Here is a 15,272-nt window from a genome sequence, read left to right on the forward strand (position 1 = left end):
GTCAATCGCGTGCCGGCCGGTGTGGCGGAATGGCAGACGCGACCGACTCAAACTCGGTTGCCTGAAAGGGCGTGTGGGTTCGACTCCCACCACCGGCACGTCGAAACGGGCGCCCCCGGAGGGGACGCCCGTTTCGACGTTCCCGCGTGGGCTCGGGAGAAGCCCAACGGTGGGCGGGGTCCCCGCGGCCGGAGGCTCCGCGCGCTGCGGAGCGGCGCGTGGAGGGGCCGTGGGGCCGACTCCCACCACCGGCACGTCGAAACGACGAAGGGACCGGATGCCGCGGCCGCAGCATCCGATCCCCTCGCGTCGCGGCGCTACGCGCCGAAGTACTGGTTGCCCAGCGCCTTGCTCTTGAGGGCGTCGAACTCGCCCTGCGAGATCGTGCCGGCGTCGAGGAGCGCCTTGGCCCGCGCGATGTCTTCGGAGGGGCTCGACGAGGCCTGCGGACGGTAGGCGTCGTTCTCGGGCGCGATGCGCCGCGCCTCGTACTCGCGCTGGGCGATGCCCTTGCCGTTGACGATGACGTAGATGAGGCCCGTCAGGAACGGCACGAAGATCAGGAGGATGATCCACAGCGCCTTGATCCAGCCGTTCGCCTTCGGGTCACGGAAGAGGTCGCGGATCACGAAGATGATGACGTACAGGTACGCGGCGAAGTAGAAGAACCACAGCAACCACCAGAAGAACACGGCTGTTCCTTTCGAGTGACGACGTTCCAGGACGCCGAATGGCCCTCACTCTAGCGAGCGAGGGCCATTGGACGAGCGGGATTCGCCCGCGCCGGGTGACGGCTACTGGCGGTAGATCGGCGCGGCTCCGTGGACGGCGTCGCCCACCTTGTGGACGCGGATGTCGTTGGTCGAGCCGATGATTCCGGGAGGCGAGCCCGAGATCACGACGACCTTGTCGCCGACCTTCGCGAGGTTGTTCGCGAGGAGGTAGTCGTCGACCTGGATGAACATGCGGTCGGTGTGCGGCACGTGCTCGACGAGCGTGGACTGCACGCCCCACGTGAGCGCCATGCGGCGACGGATCGCCGGTTCGGGCGTGAAGGCGATCATGGGGATCTTCGAGCGGATGCGCGACATGCGGCGCGCGGTGTCACCGGACTCGGTGAACAGGCACAGGTACTTCGCCTCGACGAAGTCGGCGACCTCGACGGCGGCGAGCGTGATGGCGCCGCCCTGCGTGCGCGGCTTGGCGGTGAGCGGGAGGATGCGGTCGATGCCGTGCTCCTCCGTCGAGGCCACGATGCGCGCCATCGTCTCGACCACGACGACGGGGTACTTTCCGACGCTCGTCTCGCCCGAGAGCATGACCGCGTCGGCGCCGTCGAGGACGGCGTTGGCGACGTCGCTCGTCTCGGCGCGTGTGGGGACCGGGTTCTCGATCATCGACTCGAGCATCTGCGTCGCGACGATGACGGGCTTGGCCATGCGGCGGCAGAGCTCGACCGCGCGCTTCTGCACGATCGGGACGGCCTCCAGCGGCAGCTCGACGCCGAGGTCGCCACGAGCGACCATGATGCCGTCGAACGCGTCGATGATCTCCTCGAGGTTCTCGACCGCCTGCGGCTTCTCGATCTTGGCGATGACCGGGACGTGGCGTCCTTCCTCGGCCATGATCACGTGGACGCGCTGGACGTCCTTCGCGTCGCGGACGAACGACAGCGCGATGAGGTCGGCGCCGATGCGCAGGCCCCAGCGGAGGTCGGCCTCGTCCTTCTCCGAGAGCGCCGGCACGTTGACCGCGACGCCGGGGAGGTTGATGCCCTTGTTGTTGGAGACGGGGCCGCCGACGATGACCTTCGTCGTGACGACCGTGTCGTCGGTCTCCACCACCTCGACGCGCACCTTGCCGTCGTCGATCAGGAGGAAGTCACCCGGCCTGACGTCGTGGGGCAGGCCCTTGAACGTCGTGGAGACGATCTCTTTCGTGCCGAGGATGTCGTCGGTGGTGATCTTGAAGATGTCGCCGACCGCGAGCTCGTGCGGCCCGTTCTCGAACTTGCCGAGGCGGATCTTCGGACCCTGCAGGTCGACGAGGATCGCGACGGCACGCTGTGCGTCCTCGGCCGCCTTGCGCACGTTGGCGAAGTTGTTCTCGTGCACGGAGTAGTCGCCGTGACTGAGGTTGAACCGCGCGACGTCGACGCCTGCATCGATGATCGCGCGGACCATCTCGTAGGTCGAGGTTGCGGGGCCGAGGGTTGCGACGATCTTGGCGCGTCTCATCCGTATGTGCTCCGTAAAGGGGAGGGGAAGTATGTCGGGAAAGGGTCGGAATCGACCTCAGCCAGCCTACGCGGGCTGGAGGCCGATCGCGACATCGTCGGCCCGCACGGGGGCGGGGAGGGCCGTCTGGCCCATGAGGTACGCATCGACGGCCGCAGCGGCCGCACGGCCCTCTGCGATCGCCCACACGATGAGCGACTGGCCGCGGCCCGCGTCGCCGGCCACGAACACGCCGGACGTCGTCGAGTGGAAGTCGTGCTCGCGCGCGAAGTTGCCGCGGCTGGTGAACTGCGTGCCGAGCTGCTCCTCCACGACCGCGCGCTCAGGCCCCGTGAAGCCCATCGCGATGAGGACCAGGTCGGCGGGGATGTCGCGTTCCGTGCCGCTCTTGGGCACGCGCCGGCCGTCGGCGGTGTACTCCGTCTCGGCGACGCGGATCGCGCGGACCTCGCCCGCGTCGTTGGACACGAACTCCACCGTCGAGGCGAGGTACGACCGCTCGCCGCCCTCCTCGTGGGCGGACTGCACCTCGAACAGCGTCGGTGTCATGGGCCACGGCTGCGTCTCGGGACGCTCCCCCGGAGGGCGGCGGCCGATCGCGAGGTTCGTGACGCTCAGCGCGCCCTGGCGGTGCGCCGTGCCGATGCAGTCGGCACCGGTGTCGCCGCCGCCGATGACCACGACGTGCTTGCCCTCGGCCGTGATCTGGTTCGGCACCGAGTCGCCCGCCGTCGCCCTGTTGGACTCGACGAGGTACTCCATCGCGAAGTGCACGCCCGCGAGGTCGCGGCCGGGGATCGGCAGGTCGCGCGGCACCGTGGCGCCCGTCGCGACGACGACCGCGTCGTAGCGCGCCCGGAGGTCGCTCCACGAGATGTCCTTGCCGACCTCGACGCCCGCGCGGAAGCGCGTGCCCTCGTCGCGCATCTGGCGAAGCCGCATCTCGAGGTGCTTCTTCTCCATCTTGAAGTCGGGGATCCCGTAGCGCAGCAGGCCGCCGATGCGGTCGTCGCGCTCGAATACGGCCACCGTGTGGCCCGCCCGAGTGAGCTGCTGCGCCGCGGCGAGGCCGGCGGGGCCGGAGCCGACGACAGCGACCGTCTTGCCGGTCAGGCGTCCCGGCGGCTCGGGCTCGACCCAGCCGCTGCCGAAGGCCTCGTCGATGATCGAGACCTCGATCTGCTTGATCGTGACGGCGGGCTGGTTGATGCCGAGCACGCACGCGCTCTCGCACGGCGCCGGACACAGGCGCCCCGTGAACTCCGGGAAGTTGTTCGTCGCGTGCAGGCGCTCGATCGCGGCACGGCCCTCGCCGCGCCACGTGAGGTCGTTCCACTCCGGGATGAGGTTGCCGAGCGGGCAGCCCTTGTGGCAGAACGGCACGCCGCAGTCCATGCAGCGGCCGGCCTGACGGCGCAGGACCGCCGAGTCGCCCGGCTCGTACACCTCTTTCCAGTCGAGGATGCGCACGGGCACCGGGCGCCGAGCCGGAAGCTCGCGCTCGGTGACCTTCAGAAAGCCTTTCGGGTCAGCCACCCGTCACCTCCAGGATGCGGTTCCAGACGACGTCGCCGTCGGGGTCGAGCCCCTGCGCGACCGCGTCCTGGCGCGTCTGCAGCACCGCGGCGTAGTCGCGGGGCAGCACGCGCACGAAGTCGTCCAGCGTCGTGTCGAAGTCTTCCAACAGGGATGCCGCGAGCGTCGAGCCGGTTTCGTCGACGTGCTGGGTCAGCAGGTCGCGGAGGATCTCGGCGTCGCCGGATCCCATCTCTCCCAGCACGAGCTCGCCCGCTGCGAGGGCCTCGCGGTTGACGAGGGCCTCGTCGAGCTTGTACACGTACGCCATGCCGCCCGACATGCCGGCGCCGAGGTTGCGGCCCGTCTTGCCGAGGATCACGGCGAGTCCGCCGGTCATGTACTCGAGCGCATGGTCGCCCACGCCCTCCACGACCGCCGTCGCGCCGGAGTTGCGCACGAAGAAGCGCTCCCCCACGACGCCGCTCAGGAACATCGTCCCCTGCGTCGCGCCGTAGCCGATGACGTTGCCCGCGATGACGTTCTCGGACGCCTCGAAGGCCGCATCCCTCGGCGGCCGGATGACGATCTGCCCGCCCGAGAGCCCCTTGCCGACGTAGTCGTTCGAATCGCCCTCGAGGCGCAGCGTGATGCCCGAGGGCATGAACGCGCCGAAGGACTGCCCGGCCGACCCCTTCAGGTCGACCACGATCGAGTTGGCCGGAAGGCCGTTCTGGCCGTGCGCCCGCGTCACGTGGTGCCCGAGCATCGTGCCGACGGCGCGCTCGGTGTTGCGGATCGGCAGCTCGATCGTGAGCTCGCCGCCGTGGGCGACGACGTCCTGCGCGCGCTCGATGAGCTGCACGTCGAAGTGCTCGTCGAGCTCGTGCTCCTGACCGCGACGGTTGCGTCGCGGCTCGTCCTCCGCGAAGGCGGGACCCTCGAGGATGGGCGCGAGGTCGAGCCCGTTGGCCTTCCAGTGGTCCACGGCGCCGTCGATGTCGAGCAGCTCGGTGTGGCCGATCGCCTCGTCGAGCGAGCGGAAGCCCAGCTCGGCGAGGTACTCGCGCACCTCCTCCGCGATGAACTCCATGAAGTTCACGACGAACTCGGGCTTGCCGTTGAAGCGCGAGCGCAGCACCGGGTTCTGCGTCGCGACGCCCACGGGGCACGTGTCGAGGTGGCAGACGCGCATCATGATGCAGCCCGAGACGACGAGCGGGGCCGTCGCGAAGCCGAACTCCTCGGCGCCGAGCAACGCGCCGATGACGACGTCGCGGCCCGTCTTGAGCTGGCCGTCGACCTGCACCACGACGCGGTCGCGCATGCCGTTGAGCATGAGCGTCTGCTGCGTCTCGGCGAGGCCGAGCTCCCACGGGGTGCCGGCGTGCTTGAGCGAGTTGAGCGGGCTCGCGCCCGTGCCGCCGTCGTGTCCCGACACGAGGATCACGTCGGCGAGCGCCTTCGCGGTGCCCGCAGCGACCGCGCCGATGCCCGACTGGCTCACGAGCTTGACGTGCACCCGGGCGTGCGGATTGGCGCGCTTGAGGTCGAAGATCAGCTGCTTGAGGTCTTCGATCGAGTAGATGTCGTGGTGCGGAGGCGGCGAGATGAGCCCGACGCCGGCGGTCGCGTGCCGCGTGCGGGCGACCCACGGGTACACCTTCGTCGGCGGCAGCTGACCGCCCTCGCCGGGCTTGGCGCCCTGGGCGAGCTTGATCTGGATGTCGTCGGCCTCGGTCAGGTACAGGCTCGTCACGCCGAACCGGCCCGACGCGACCTGCTTGATCGCGCTGCGGCGCTCGGGGTCGAGGAGGCGATCGACGTCTTCGCCGCCCTCGCCCGTGTTCGACTTCGCCCCGAGGCTGTTCATCGCGATCGCGAGCGTCTCGTGGGCTTCCTTCGAGATGGAGCCGTAGCTCATCGCCCCCGTCGAGAAGCGCTTGACAATCGAGGACACCGGCTCGACCTCGTCGATCGGCACCGCGGTGCGAGCGCCCGTGCGGAGCTTGAACAGTCCGCGCAGCGTCTTCAGCTCGGCGGCCTGGTCGTCGACGAGCTTCGTGTACTCGCGGAAGATGTCGTACCGGCGCGTGCGCGTCGAGTGCTGCAGACGGAAGACCGTGTCGGGGTTGAACAGGTGCGGCGAGCCGTCGCGGCGCCACTGGTACTCGCCGCCCGTCCACAGCCGCTCGTGGGCGCGGACCGCGGCATCCTCCGGATAGGCGTAGGCGTGCCGCGACGCGTTCTCGGTCGCGATGACGTCGAGTCCCACTCCCCCGAGCTTGGTCTCGGTGCCCGTGAAGTACTTGTCGACGAACTCCTGCGACAGGCCGATCGCCTCGAACACCTGCGCGCCCGCGTACGACGACACGGTCGAGATGCCCATCTTCGACATGATCTTCAGGACGCCCTTGCCGAGCGCCTTGATGAGGTTGTGGACGGCCTTCTCGGGCGAGATGCCCGTGATGTAGCCGGCGCGGACGAGGTACTCGACCGTCTCCATCGCGAGGTAGGGATTGACGGCGGATGCCCCGTACCCGATGAGCGTCGCGACGTGGTGCACTTCGCGCACGTCGCCCGCCTCGACCACGAGACCGCACTTCATGCGGGTCTGGTTGCGGATGAGGTGGTGGTGCACCGCCGCGAGCATGAGCAGCGACGGGATCGGTGCGAGGTCCTTGTTGGAGTCGCGGTCGCTCAGGACGATGAACTCCGCGCCGTCCTCGATCGCCTGGTCGACCTCCTGGCACATCTGCGCGAGGCGCTTCTGCATGCCCTTCTGACCGGCCTCGACGCGGTAGAGGCCGCGGATCGTGACCGACGTGCGGCCCGGCAGGGCCGTGTCGATGTGCTGGATCTTCGCGAGCTCGTCGTTGTCGATGACGGGGAAGTCGAGCGTCACGACGCGCGTGTGGTCGGGACCCCACGTCAGGAGGTTGCGCTCGGGCCCGAGGCCGAGCGACAGCGAGGTCACGACCTCTTCGCGGATCGAGTCCAGCGGCGGGTTCGTGACCTGCGCGAACTGCTGCGTGAAGTAGTCGAACAGCAGGCGCGGCCGGTCGCTGAGGACGGCGACGGGCGTGTCGCTGCCCATCGCGCCGAGGGGCTCGGCGCCGGTCTGGCCCATGGGGGTCAGGAGGATCCGCACCTCCTCCTCGGTGTAGCCGAACGTGCGCTGGCGGCGCGTGATGGACGCGATGGGGTGCACGATGTGCTCGCGCTCGGGGAGGTCGACCAGGCGCACGCGGCCGCGGTCGAGCCATTCCTGCCACGGCTCGAGCTCGGCGAGGCTCCGTTTGATCTCCTCGTCCTCGATGATCCGGCGCTGAGCCGTGTCGACGAGGAACATGCGGCCGGGGCGGAGGCGCCCGCGTCGCTTGATGCGGCTGGGCTCGAAGTCGAGCACGCCGGTCTCGCTGCCGATGACGATGAGCCCGTCCGTCGTCTCGGTCCAGCGGCCCGGGCGCAGGCCGTTGCGGTCGAGCGTCGCACCGACGAGGGTGCCGTCGGTGAAGATGAGGGCCGCGGGGCCGTCCCACGGCTCCATCTGCATCGAGTGGTACTCGTAGAAAGCCCGCAGCTTCGGGTCGATGTCGAGCTGCTTCTCGTACGCCTCGGGGACCATCATCATGATGGCGTGCGGAAGGCTCCGCCCCGTCAGCGTGAGCAGCTCGAGCACCTCGTCGAACGAGGCCGAGTCGCTGGCACCCGTCGTGCAGATCGGCAGGAGCGGCTCGATGTCGCCGAGGAGCTCGGACTCGAGCTGCGACTGGCGTGCGCGCATCCAGTTGCGGTTGCCGTTGACGGTGTTGATCTCGCCGTTGTGGGCGAGCATGCGCAGCGGCTGGGCGAGCGGCCACGACGGGAACGTGTTGGTCGAGTACCGCGAGTGCACGACGGCGAGCTCGGACATGAAGCGCTCGTCCGACAGGTCGGGGTAGAAGGGCTCGAGCTGGAGCGTCGTGACCATGCCCTTGTAGCCCAGCGTGCGGCTGGAGAGCGAGACGAAGTACGCGTCGAGCTCGGTGCGGGCGCGCTTGCGCAGGCGGTAGACGCGCCGGTCGAGCGCGATGCCCGACAGCGGCCCGTCGTCGCCGACGGCCGGGCGCGAGACGAAGATCTGCTCGAAGGCGGGCCGCGCCGCGAACGCGAGCTTGCCGAGGTTGTCGTCGGCGGTGGGCACCTCACGCCAGCCGAGCACGGTGAGGTTCTCGCTCGCGGCGATCTTCTCGATGCCGGCCTTCTGCGCCTCGCGCTCCTGGGCGTCGCGCGGGAGGAAGACCATGCCTGCGGCGTACTCGCCGACCGGCGGCAGCTCGAAGCTGACGACGGCGCGAAGGAAGGCATCCGGCATCTGCGTCAGGATGCCGGCACCGTCGCCGGTGCCCGCGTCCGAGCCGATCGCACCGCGGTGCTCGAGGTTGCGCAGCGCCGTCAGCGCGAGCGCGATGATGTCGTGGCCGGGCTCGCCGCGAAGGGTCGCGACCATCGCCAGACCGCAGGCGTCCTTCTCGAACGCAGGGTTGTACATGCCCTGCTTCTCGGGGAACGACGTGCGCTCCGATGGGCCGGTGCTTTGACGGGGGCTCGATGACATACCAACCGTCCTCACTTGTCTCGAAATGGGACGACGTCGGCCCGGGGTACTAGCTGTGCTGCACCTCAGATGTGCAGTGGATCAGTTCGAGGCGACAGTGCTTGTGGCGGCGCGCTGGTCGACTTCGCCGGCGGGTGGTTCGCTGACGTCGACGAATTCGGTGTCCTGCGATTGTACAGCCCCCTTGGGCTTCCACTCGCGGCCGGGCACATAGGGCGAGGGCTCGAAGCCCGGGTGGCGCTTCTTCTGGACGAAGAAGATCACGATGCCGAGGATCACACCGATGATCGCGGCCCACACGTTGGTGCGCAGCCCGAGGTAGATCTCGCTGGGATCGATGCGGATGCTCTCCCACACGATGCGGCCCGCGCTGTACCACACGAGGTAGAGCGCGAAGACGCGGCCCCACTGCAGGCGGAACTTCTTCCCGACCCACAGGAGGAACAGCACGCCGAGGGTGTTCCAGATGACCTCGTAGAGGAACGTCGGGTGGAACAGGGTGTCGGCGGGCAGACCCGCGGGGAACGCCGGGTTGTCGGCGTCGATCTGCAGGCCCCACGGCACGTCGGTCGGCAGGCCGAACAGCTCCTGGTTGAACCAGTTGCCGAAGCGTCCCATCGCCTGGGCCAGCAGAAGGCCCGGCGCGAGGGCGTCGGCGAAGGTCCAGAACCGGATGCCGGTCCACTTGCAGCCGAGGAGCGCACCGATCGCGCCGCCGATGAGGGCGCCGTAGATCGCGATGCCGCCCTCCCAGATGCGGAACACGGCCCAGAAGTCGGCGCCCGGCCCGAAGTAGAAGCCCGGGTGGGTGAGCACGTGGAAGATGCGCGCGCCGATGATCGCCAGCGGCACGGCCAGCAGTGCGATGTCGATGACGACCCAGGGCTCCGCGCCGCGCTTGCTGAGGCGGTGGTTCGTGAGGAACGTCGCGGCGATGATGCCCGCGATGATGCACAGCGCGTAGAAGTGGATGCGGAAGGGACCGAGATCGATGTAGCTGACCGACGGGCTCGGGATGCTGGCGACCACGCCTCCCGCAAGGCTCAGAGCGGCATTCGTCATGGGTGTGTCCTTCGAGGCAGGGGGGATCGGCCGCGGCCGACCTGAGAAGTCTAGTTCGCGCGCCCGCGGGTGCCTGCGGCGAGGGTCCGCGTCGTCTCGGCGAGGCCGTCGAGGCCCCCGTCGCGGAGCGCGCGCACGAGCGCCGTCCCGACGATGGCGCCATCGGCGTAATCGAGCACGCCGGCGATCTGGTCGGCGGTGGAGATGCCGATGCCCACGCATGCCCGCTCGGCCCCGTGCTCGCGCAGGCGTGCGACGAGGGAGCGGGCCGCGGCATCCAGCTGCGCCCTCTCGCCCGTGATGCCCATCGTCGAGACGGTGTACACGAACCCCGTGGAGCTGCCGACGATGAGCCCGAGGCGCTCGTCGGTGGAGGTGGGCGCGGCGAGGAAGACGCGGTCGAGCCCCGTGCGGGTGCTCGCGGCGATCCACTCGGCGGCGGCGTCCGGCGTGATGTCGGGCGTGATGAGGCCCGCGCCGCCCGCGGCCAGGAGGTCGTCGGCGTAGCGGTCGATGCCGTACTGCACGACGGGGTTCCAATAGGTCATGACGAGGACGGGCACATCGACCCGGCTCGTGATCGCCTTGACCGCCGTGAACGTGTCGCGCATGCGGAAGCCGCCGGCCAGCGCGGCCTGGGTCGCCTCCTGGATGACGATGCCGTCCATGACGGGGTCGGAGTACGGCGGGCCGAGCTCGATCACGTCGACGCCGTTCTCGGCGAGCGTCACGGCCGCCTCGATGCTCGTCTCGAGGTCGGGGAAGCCGAGCGGGAGGTAGCCGACGAAGGCGCCACGGCCTTCGGCCCGGGCGGCATCGATCGCCGCCTCGACGCGAGAGGTCACAGCTGCACTCCCTCGCCCGAGGCGGCCTCGTCCGGCGCGGGCGTCTCGACGGGCGAGCCCTCGCCCGGCGCCGGCGCGTCGTACAGGTCGAAGTACCTCGCGGCGGTGTCCATGTCCTTGTCACCGCGGCCCGAGAGGCACACCGCGAGGATCGCGTCGGGCCCGAGCTCACGCCCGATCCGCATCGCGCCGGCGAGGGCGTGGGCCGACTCGATCGCGGGGATGATGCCCTCGGTGCGGCTGAGGAGGCGCAGCGCCTGCATCGCCTCATCGTCGGTCGCCGGAATGTACTCGGCGCGCCCGATCGATGCGAGCCACGCGTGCTCGGGGCCGACGCCGGGATAGTCCAGGCCCGCCGAGATCGAGTGCGACTCGGTCGTCTGCCCGTCCTCGTCCTGCAGGACGAAGGTCTTGGCGCCGTGGAGGATGCCGGGGCGGCCGCGTTCGATGGATGCCGCGTGATGAGGCGTGTCGACGCCGTCGCCGGCCGCTTCGACGCCGTAGAGCTTCACGCCCTCGTCGTCGAGGAAGGCGTCGAACATGCCGATCGCGTTGGATCCGCCGCCGACGCACGCCAGGACCGCGTCGGGGAGGCGTCCGACCTGCTCGAGGAGCTGCGCGCGGGCCTCCTCGCCGATGATCTTCTGGAAGTCGCGCACCATCGCGGGGAACGGGTGCGGACCGGCCGCCGTGCCGAAGATGTAGTTCGTCGTCTCGACGCTGGCCACCCAGTCGCGGTAGGCCTCGTTGATCGCGTCCTTGAGCGTGCGCGACCCCGTCGTGACGGGCACGACCTCGGCGCCGAGCAGACGCATGCGGGCGACGTTGAGCGCCTGGCGCTCGGTGTCGACCTCGCCCATGTAGACCGTGCACTCGAAGCCGAACAGCGCCGCCGCAGTGGCCGTCGCGACGCCGTGCTGACCCGCGCCGGTCTCGGCGATGACGCGCGTCTTGCCGAGGCGCTTGGTCAGCAGGGCCTGTCCGAGGACGTTGTTGATCTTGTGCGAGCCGGTGTGGTTGAGGTCTTCGCGCTTGAGGAAGACGCGCGCCCCGCCGGCATGCTCGGCGAACCGCGGCACCTCGGTCAGGACCGAGGGGCGGCCCGCGTAGGAGTGCAGAAGCTCGGCGAACTGGGCCTGGAACGCCGGGTCGACGATCGCCGCTTCGTACACCGCGGTCAGCTCGTCGATCGCGGCGATGAGCGATTCGGGCATGTAGCGCCCGCCGAACTCGCCGAAGAACGGGCCCTTGGCCTCACGCAGCAGCGTCACTTCGTCTCCCTCCGGTTGCCGTCGCGCGACCTCATGCGCCTGCCTCCAGGAAGGCGCCGAGGGTCGCGACGGGGTCTCCTGTCACGAGTGCTTCGCCGATCAGCACGACGTCCGCGCCCGCGGCGCGGTAGTGCGCGACATCCGTCGGCGTGAGCACCGCCGACTCGGCGATCTTGATCGCGTCGGCCGGGATGCGATCGGCGAGACGGCCGAACAGATCGCGGTCGAGCTCGAAGGTCGACAGGTCGCGGGCGTTCACGCCGATGAGCCTCGCGCCGACATCGGCGGCCCGGTCGACCTCGTCGGCGGAGTGGGTCTCGACGAGCGGCGTCATGCCGAGCTCGAGGGTCAGGGCGTGCAGGCGGGCGAGCGCGTCCTGCTCGAGGGCCGCGACGATGAGCAGCACCAGGTCTGCGCCCGAGGCGCGGGCCTCGAGCACCTGGTACTCCGTCGCGATGAAGTCCTTGCGCAGCACGGGGAGCGTCACGGCGGCCTTGACGGCCTCGAGATCGGCGAGGCTGCCCTTGAAGCGGCGGCCTTCGGTCAGGACCGAGATCGCCGACGCGCCGCCTTGCTCGTACAGCCGTGCCTGGAGCGCGGGGTCGGGGATCGACGCGAGGTCGCCGCGCGACGGACTCGCGCGCTTGACCTCGGCGATGATCTTGACGCGGTCGGCGGGCGCGAGCGCTGCGAGCGCGTCACGGGCGGGCGACTGGGCCGACGCCGCGGTCTCGACGGCGGCGAGGGGGCGCACATCGGCGCGCGCCTGGGCATCCTCCACCGCGCCGGCCGTGAGGTCGGCGAGCATGCTCGCGGTCACTGGGAATCGCTCAGCACGATTCCTCAGTGCTCTTTCGCCTTGTACTTCGGACCGTTGACGCCGTAGCCCATGCGCGCCATGACCCACCCGACGATGAGGCCGATGACCAGGAGCACGGCCGCCGCCCACACGAAGGCGGGCATGTCGAGGAAGAAGAAGAACGTGCCGATGGCGATCGCGACGAGTCCGATGATGACGGCCGTCCAGGCTGCCGGCGAGTGTCCGTGGCCAGGGTCGCCGATGGGGTTGCTCATGGATCTCCTCCGAATTGCGCGGGTTTTCCCAGTCTAGCGGGCGGTCGGGTCGTCGCCGCGCGACAGGTCGTCCCACGAGTCGATCGCGTCGTGGGGGCGGGATGCCGCGGCCCCCGTCGCGGCGTCGGGCCGGGTCGCGGCATCCGTCGTGTACCGCCTGCCGCTCCCCCGCCAGCGCCGCGCCGTCGCGAGCGTGAAGACGCCCGCGGCGACCAGGACGATCCACGCGAGGAGCGTCACGAACGGCCACGGCGTCGGGGCGATCTGCAGCACGAGGTCGGAGACGGCCTTCTCACCCGTGAGTCCCGTGGCCTGGGTCACGGTCGACGCCACGGACGACAGCGGCCGGGCGAACGCCACCTGCGCGGTCAGCACGCCGAGGCTCGCCCCGATCGCGACGGCGAGGGCGCCGAAGACGTAGCGCAGCACGAGTCCGACGATAGACAGGGCTCCGCCCAGGGCGAGCGCCGCGAGGCTCAGCGGCGCGAGCACGGGGATCGCGTCGGCTCCCGCGACGGGGAGGGTGTGCTTCGCGCCGTCGTCGAGGACCACGGTGAGCCACGTCTGGGTCGAGGAGATGATCCCGAGCGCCCCCGCGAGCACCGTCGCGACGACGGCGATCAATCGCGCGCGGGCGGTCACTTCTCGGGCCCGCGGACCGGGTCGAGGTCGTCGGAGTCGAAGCACGTCCGCGTGCCGGTGTGACAGGCGGGCCCGATCTGCTCGACCTCGAGGAGGATCGCGTCGCCGTCGCAGTCGAGCCGGGCGCCCCGGACGAGCTGGATGTTGCCCGACGTGTCGCCCTTGCGCCAGTACTCCTGCCGCGACCGCGACCAGAACGTCACGCGGCCCTCGGTGAGGGTGCGACGGAGGGCCTCGGCATCCATCCACCCGAGCATGAGGACCTCACGCGTGTCCCACTGCTGGACGATGGCCGCCACGAGGCCCTGGTCGTTGAAGGCGACGCGCGCGATCCGCGCCTCGACGGGCTCCTGGCCCTGTGCCTTCTCGGTCACGCGGGCACCTCGATCTCTCGTACGGGGATCCCGGCCGCGACGAGCGAGCGCTTGACGTCGCCGACGGTCAGCAGGCCGGAGTGGAAGACGGATGCCGCGAGCACGGCGTCGGCGCCCGCGCGGACCGCCGGCGCGAAGTGCTCCGCAGCCCCCGCCCCGCCCGAGGCGATGATCGGCACGCTCGACACTTCGCGCATGAGCGAGACGAGCTCGAGGTCGAAGCCCTCGCGCGTCCCGTCGGCGTCGATCGAGTTGATCAGCAGCTCGCCGGCGCCTCGCTCGATCGCCTCGCGCGCCCACGCGAGGGCGTCGAGTTCGGTCTCGGCGCGCCCGCCGTGGGTCGTCACGACGAAGCCGGACGGGATCGCCTCGGCCCGCTCGGGAGAGACCCGCTTGACGTCGAGCGACAGCACGAGCACCTGCGCGCCGAAGCGGTCGGCGATCTCGTCGAGGAGGCCCGGACGGGCGATCGCGGCCGAGTTGACGCCGATCTTGTCGGCGCCGACCGAGAGCAGGCGGGCGACGTCGTCGGTCGAGCGCACTCCCCCGCCGACGGTCAGCGGGATGAAGACCTGCTCGGCCGTGCGCCGCACGACGTCGTAGGTCGTCGCCCGCTCGTCGACGGTCGCGGTGACGTCGAGGAACGTGATCTCGTCGGCGCCCTGGTCGAAGTAGAGGCGGGCGAGCTCGACGGGGTCGCCCATGTCGCGGAGATTCTCGAAGTTGACGCCCTTCACGACGCGGCCGCCCGCGACGTCGAGGCACGGGATGACGCGGGTGACGAGGGTCATCAGAGCCTCGCGTTGTGGATCGCGGTCACGAGGATCGCGCGGGCGCCGATCGCGTACAGCGCGTCCATGACCTGGTTGACGCCCTTGCGGGGGCTCATGACGCGCACCGCCACCCACTCGGGGTCGCGCAGCGGCGAGATCGTCGGCGACTCGATGCCGGGAGCGACCTTGACCGCCTCGTCGACGAGGTGGGCCGGCAGGTCGTAGTCGATGAGCACGTAGCGGCGCGCGACCATGACGCCGCGCAGGCGCCGCAGGAGCGTCTCGGTGCCGGGGGCCTCTTCGGGCGCCGCGATGAGCACGGCCTCGGAGTGCAGGATGACCGGCCCGAAGATCTCGAGCCCCGCCTGACGCAGAGTCGTGCCGGTCTCGACGACGTCGGCGATCGCGTCGGCCACGCCCAGGCGCACCGCGGATTCCACGGCGCCGTCGAGCGGCACGAGGTCGGCGGCGACGCCGTGGTCGTCGAGGAACGCGTCGACGAGCCCGGGGTACGAGGTCGCGATGCGGATCCCCTCGAGGTCGCCCACATCGGCGAAGCGTCCGGGGGGCGCCGCGAAGCGGAACGTCGACCCCGCGAAGCCGAGCGCCTCGATCTCGCGGGCCCCCGGCATCCGTGCATCCAGCAGGAGGTCGCGACCGGTGATGCCGACGTCGAGGGCGCCGGAGCCGACGTACGTCGCGATGTCCTTGGGGCGCAGGTAGAAGAACTCGACCTCGTTCTGCGGGTCGATGACGTGGAGGTCCTTCGGGTCTCGGCGGCCGATGTAGCCGGCTTCCTGAAGCATCTCGGAGGCGGTGTCGGCGAGCGAGCCCTTGTTGGGCACGGCGATTCGCAGCATGCGTGGGTGGCTTTCGGTG

The 15,272-nt window shown here is 70.2% G+C and carries 13 protein-coding genes and 1 tRNA gene; 1 reads left to right on the plus strand and 13 read right to left on the minus strand.

Going from position 1 to position 15,272, the window contains the following annotated elements; all coding sequences use genetic code 11:
* The first annotated feature begins 15 nt into the window (after nucleotides 1-15).
* Nucleotides 16-98 (plus strand) — tRNA-Leu (locus ACSBPH_RS00140).
* 219 nt (nucleotides 99-317) lie between these two features.
* Here ACSBPH_RS00140 and ACSBPH_RS00145 read toward each other — a convergent pair.
* The 13 genes from ACSBPH_RS00145 to hisG form a co-directional block, all read right to left on the minus strand.
* A complete protein-coding gene (locus tag ACSBPH_RS00145) occupies nucleotides 318-692 on the minus strand; it encodes a PLDc N-terminal domain-containing protein (protein WP_442575610.1) in 375 nt (124 codons plus the stop codon).
* A gap of 102 nt (nucleotides 693-794) precedes the next feature.
* Entirely contained in the window at nucleotides 795-2,237 is a 1,443-nt protein-coding gene (gene pyk, locus ACSBPH_RS00150) for a pyruvate kinase (protein WP_442575611.1), read from the minus strand.
* A 66-nt stretch (nucleotides 2,238-2,303) separates the two neighbouring features.
* Nucleotides 2,304-3,773 carry a glutamate synthase subunit beta gene (locus tag ACSBPH_RS00155; RefSeq protein ID WP_442575612.1) on the minus strand — a complete coding sequence of 490 codons (1,470 nt, stop codon included), beginning with the start codon at nucleotides 3,771-3,773 and terminating at the stop codon, nucleotides 2,304-2,306.
* The gene (gene gltB, locus ACSBPH_RS00160; protein ID WP_442575613.1) at nucleotides 3,766-8,352 is read right to left on the minus strand and encodes a glutamate synthase large subunit; all 4,587 of its coding nucleotides are present in this window, start codon (nucleotides 8,350-8,352) and stop codon (nucleotides 3,766-3,768) included. The genes ACSBPH_RS00155 and gltB overlap by 8 nt, the downstream gene beginning before the upstream one ends.
* A gap of 81 nt (nucleotides 8,353-8,433) precedes the next feature.
* Nucleotides 8,434-9,414, minus strand: coding sequence for a prolipoprotein diacylglyceryl transferase (lgt, locus tag ACSBPH_RS00165; protein ID WP_442575614.1), 981 nt, complete (start codon nucleotides 9,412-9,414; stop codon nucleotides 8,434-8,436).
* A gap of 50 nt (nucleotides 9,415-9,464) precedes the next feature.
* Nucleotides 9,465-10,259, minus strand: coding sequence for a tryptophan synthase subunit alpha (gene trpA / locus ACSBPH_RS00170; RefSeq protein ID WP_442575615.1), 795 nt, complete (start codon nucleotides 10,257-10,259; stop codon nucleotides 9,465-9,467).
* Complete coding sequence (gene trpB, locus ACSBPH_RS00175; RefSeq protein WP_442577341.1) at nucleotides 10,256-11,473, minus strand: tryptophan synthase subunit beta; 1,218 nt, start codon at nucleotides 11,471-11,473, stop codon at nucleotides 10,256-10,258. Before trpB ends, trpA begins: the two co-directional genes overlap by 4 nt.
* Before the next feature lie 88 nt (nucleotides 11,474-11,561).
* Nucleotides 11,562-12,338: an indole-3-glycerol phosphate synthase TrpC gene (trpC, locus tag ACSBPH_RS00180; RefSeq protein WP_442577342.1), complete on the minus strand. Its 777-nt coding sequence runs from the start codon at nucleotides 12,336-12,338 to the stop codon at nucleotides 11,562-11,564.
* A gap of 35 nt (nucleotides 12,339-12,373) precedes the next feature.
* A complete protein-coding gene (locus tag ACSBPH_RS00185; protein WP_442575616.1) occupies nucleotides 12,374-12,604 on the minus strand; it encodes a DUF6704 family protein in 231 nt (76 codons plus the stop codon).
* A gap of 33 nt (nucleotides 12,605-12,637) precedes the next feature.
* On the minus strand, nucleotides 12,638-13,246 hold the full coding sequence (locus ACSBPH_RS00190) for a Trp biosynthesis-associated membrane protein (protein ID WP_442575617.1): 609 nt from the start codon (nucleotides 13,244-13,246) through the stop codon (nucleotides 12,638-12,640).
* Nucleotides 13,243-13,620 (minus strand): phosphoribosyl-AMP cyclohydrolase, encoded by a 378-nt coding sequence (hisI, locus tag ACSBPH_RS00195; RefSeq protein ID WP_442575618.1) that lies wholly within the window; start codon nucleotides 13,618-13,620, stop codon nucleotides 13,243-13,245. The genes ACSBPH_RS00190 and hisI overlap by 4 nt, the downstream gene beginning before the upstream one ends.
* Nucleotides 13,617-14,411 carry an imidazole glycerol phosphate synthase subunit HisF gene (gene hisF, locus ACSBPH_RS00200; protein ID WP_442575619.1) on the minus strand — a complete coding sequence of 265 codons (795 nt, stop codon included), beginning with the start codon at nucleotides 14,409-14,411 and terminating at the stop codon, nucleotides 13,617-13,619. Before hisF ends, hisI begins: the two co-directional genes overlap by 4 nt.
* Nucleotides 14,411-15,253, minus strand: coding sequence for an ATP phosphoribosyltransferase (gene hisG / locus ACSBPH_RS00205; RefSeq protein WP_442575620.1), 843 nt, complete (start codon nucleotides 15,251-15,253; stop codon nucleotides 14,411-14,413). Before hisG ends, hisF begins: the two co-directional genes overlap by 1 nt.
* Between the last annotated feature and the right edge of the window lie 19 nt (nucleotides 15,254-15,272).

Origin of the sequence: Microbacterium sp. F51-2R (assembly GCF_052180235.1) — a bacterium.
In the GTDB taxonomy this organism is placed as follows: domain Bacteria; phylum Actinomycetota; class Actinomycetes; order Actinomycetales; family Microbacteriaceae; genus Microbacterium.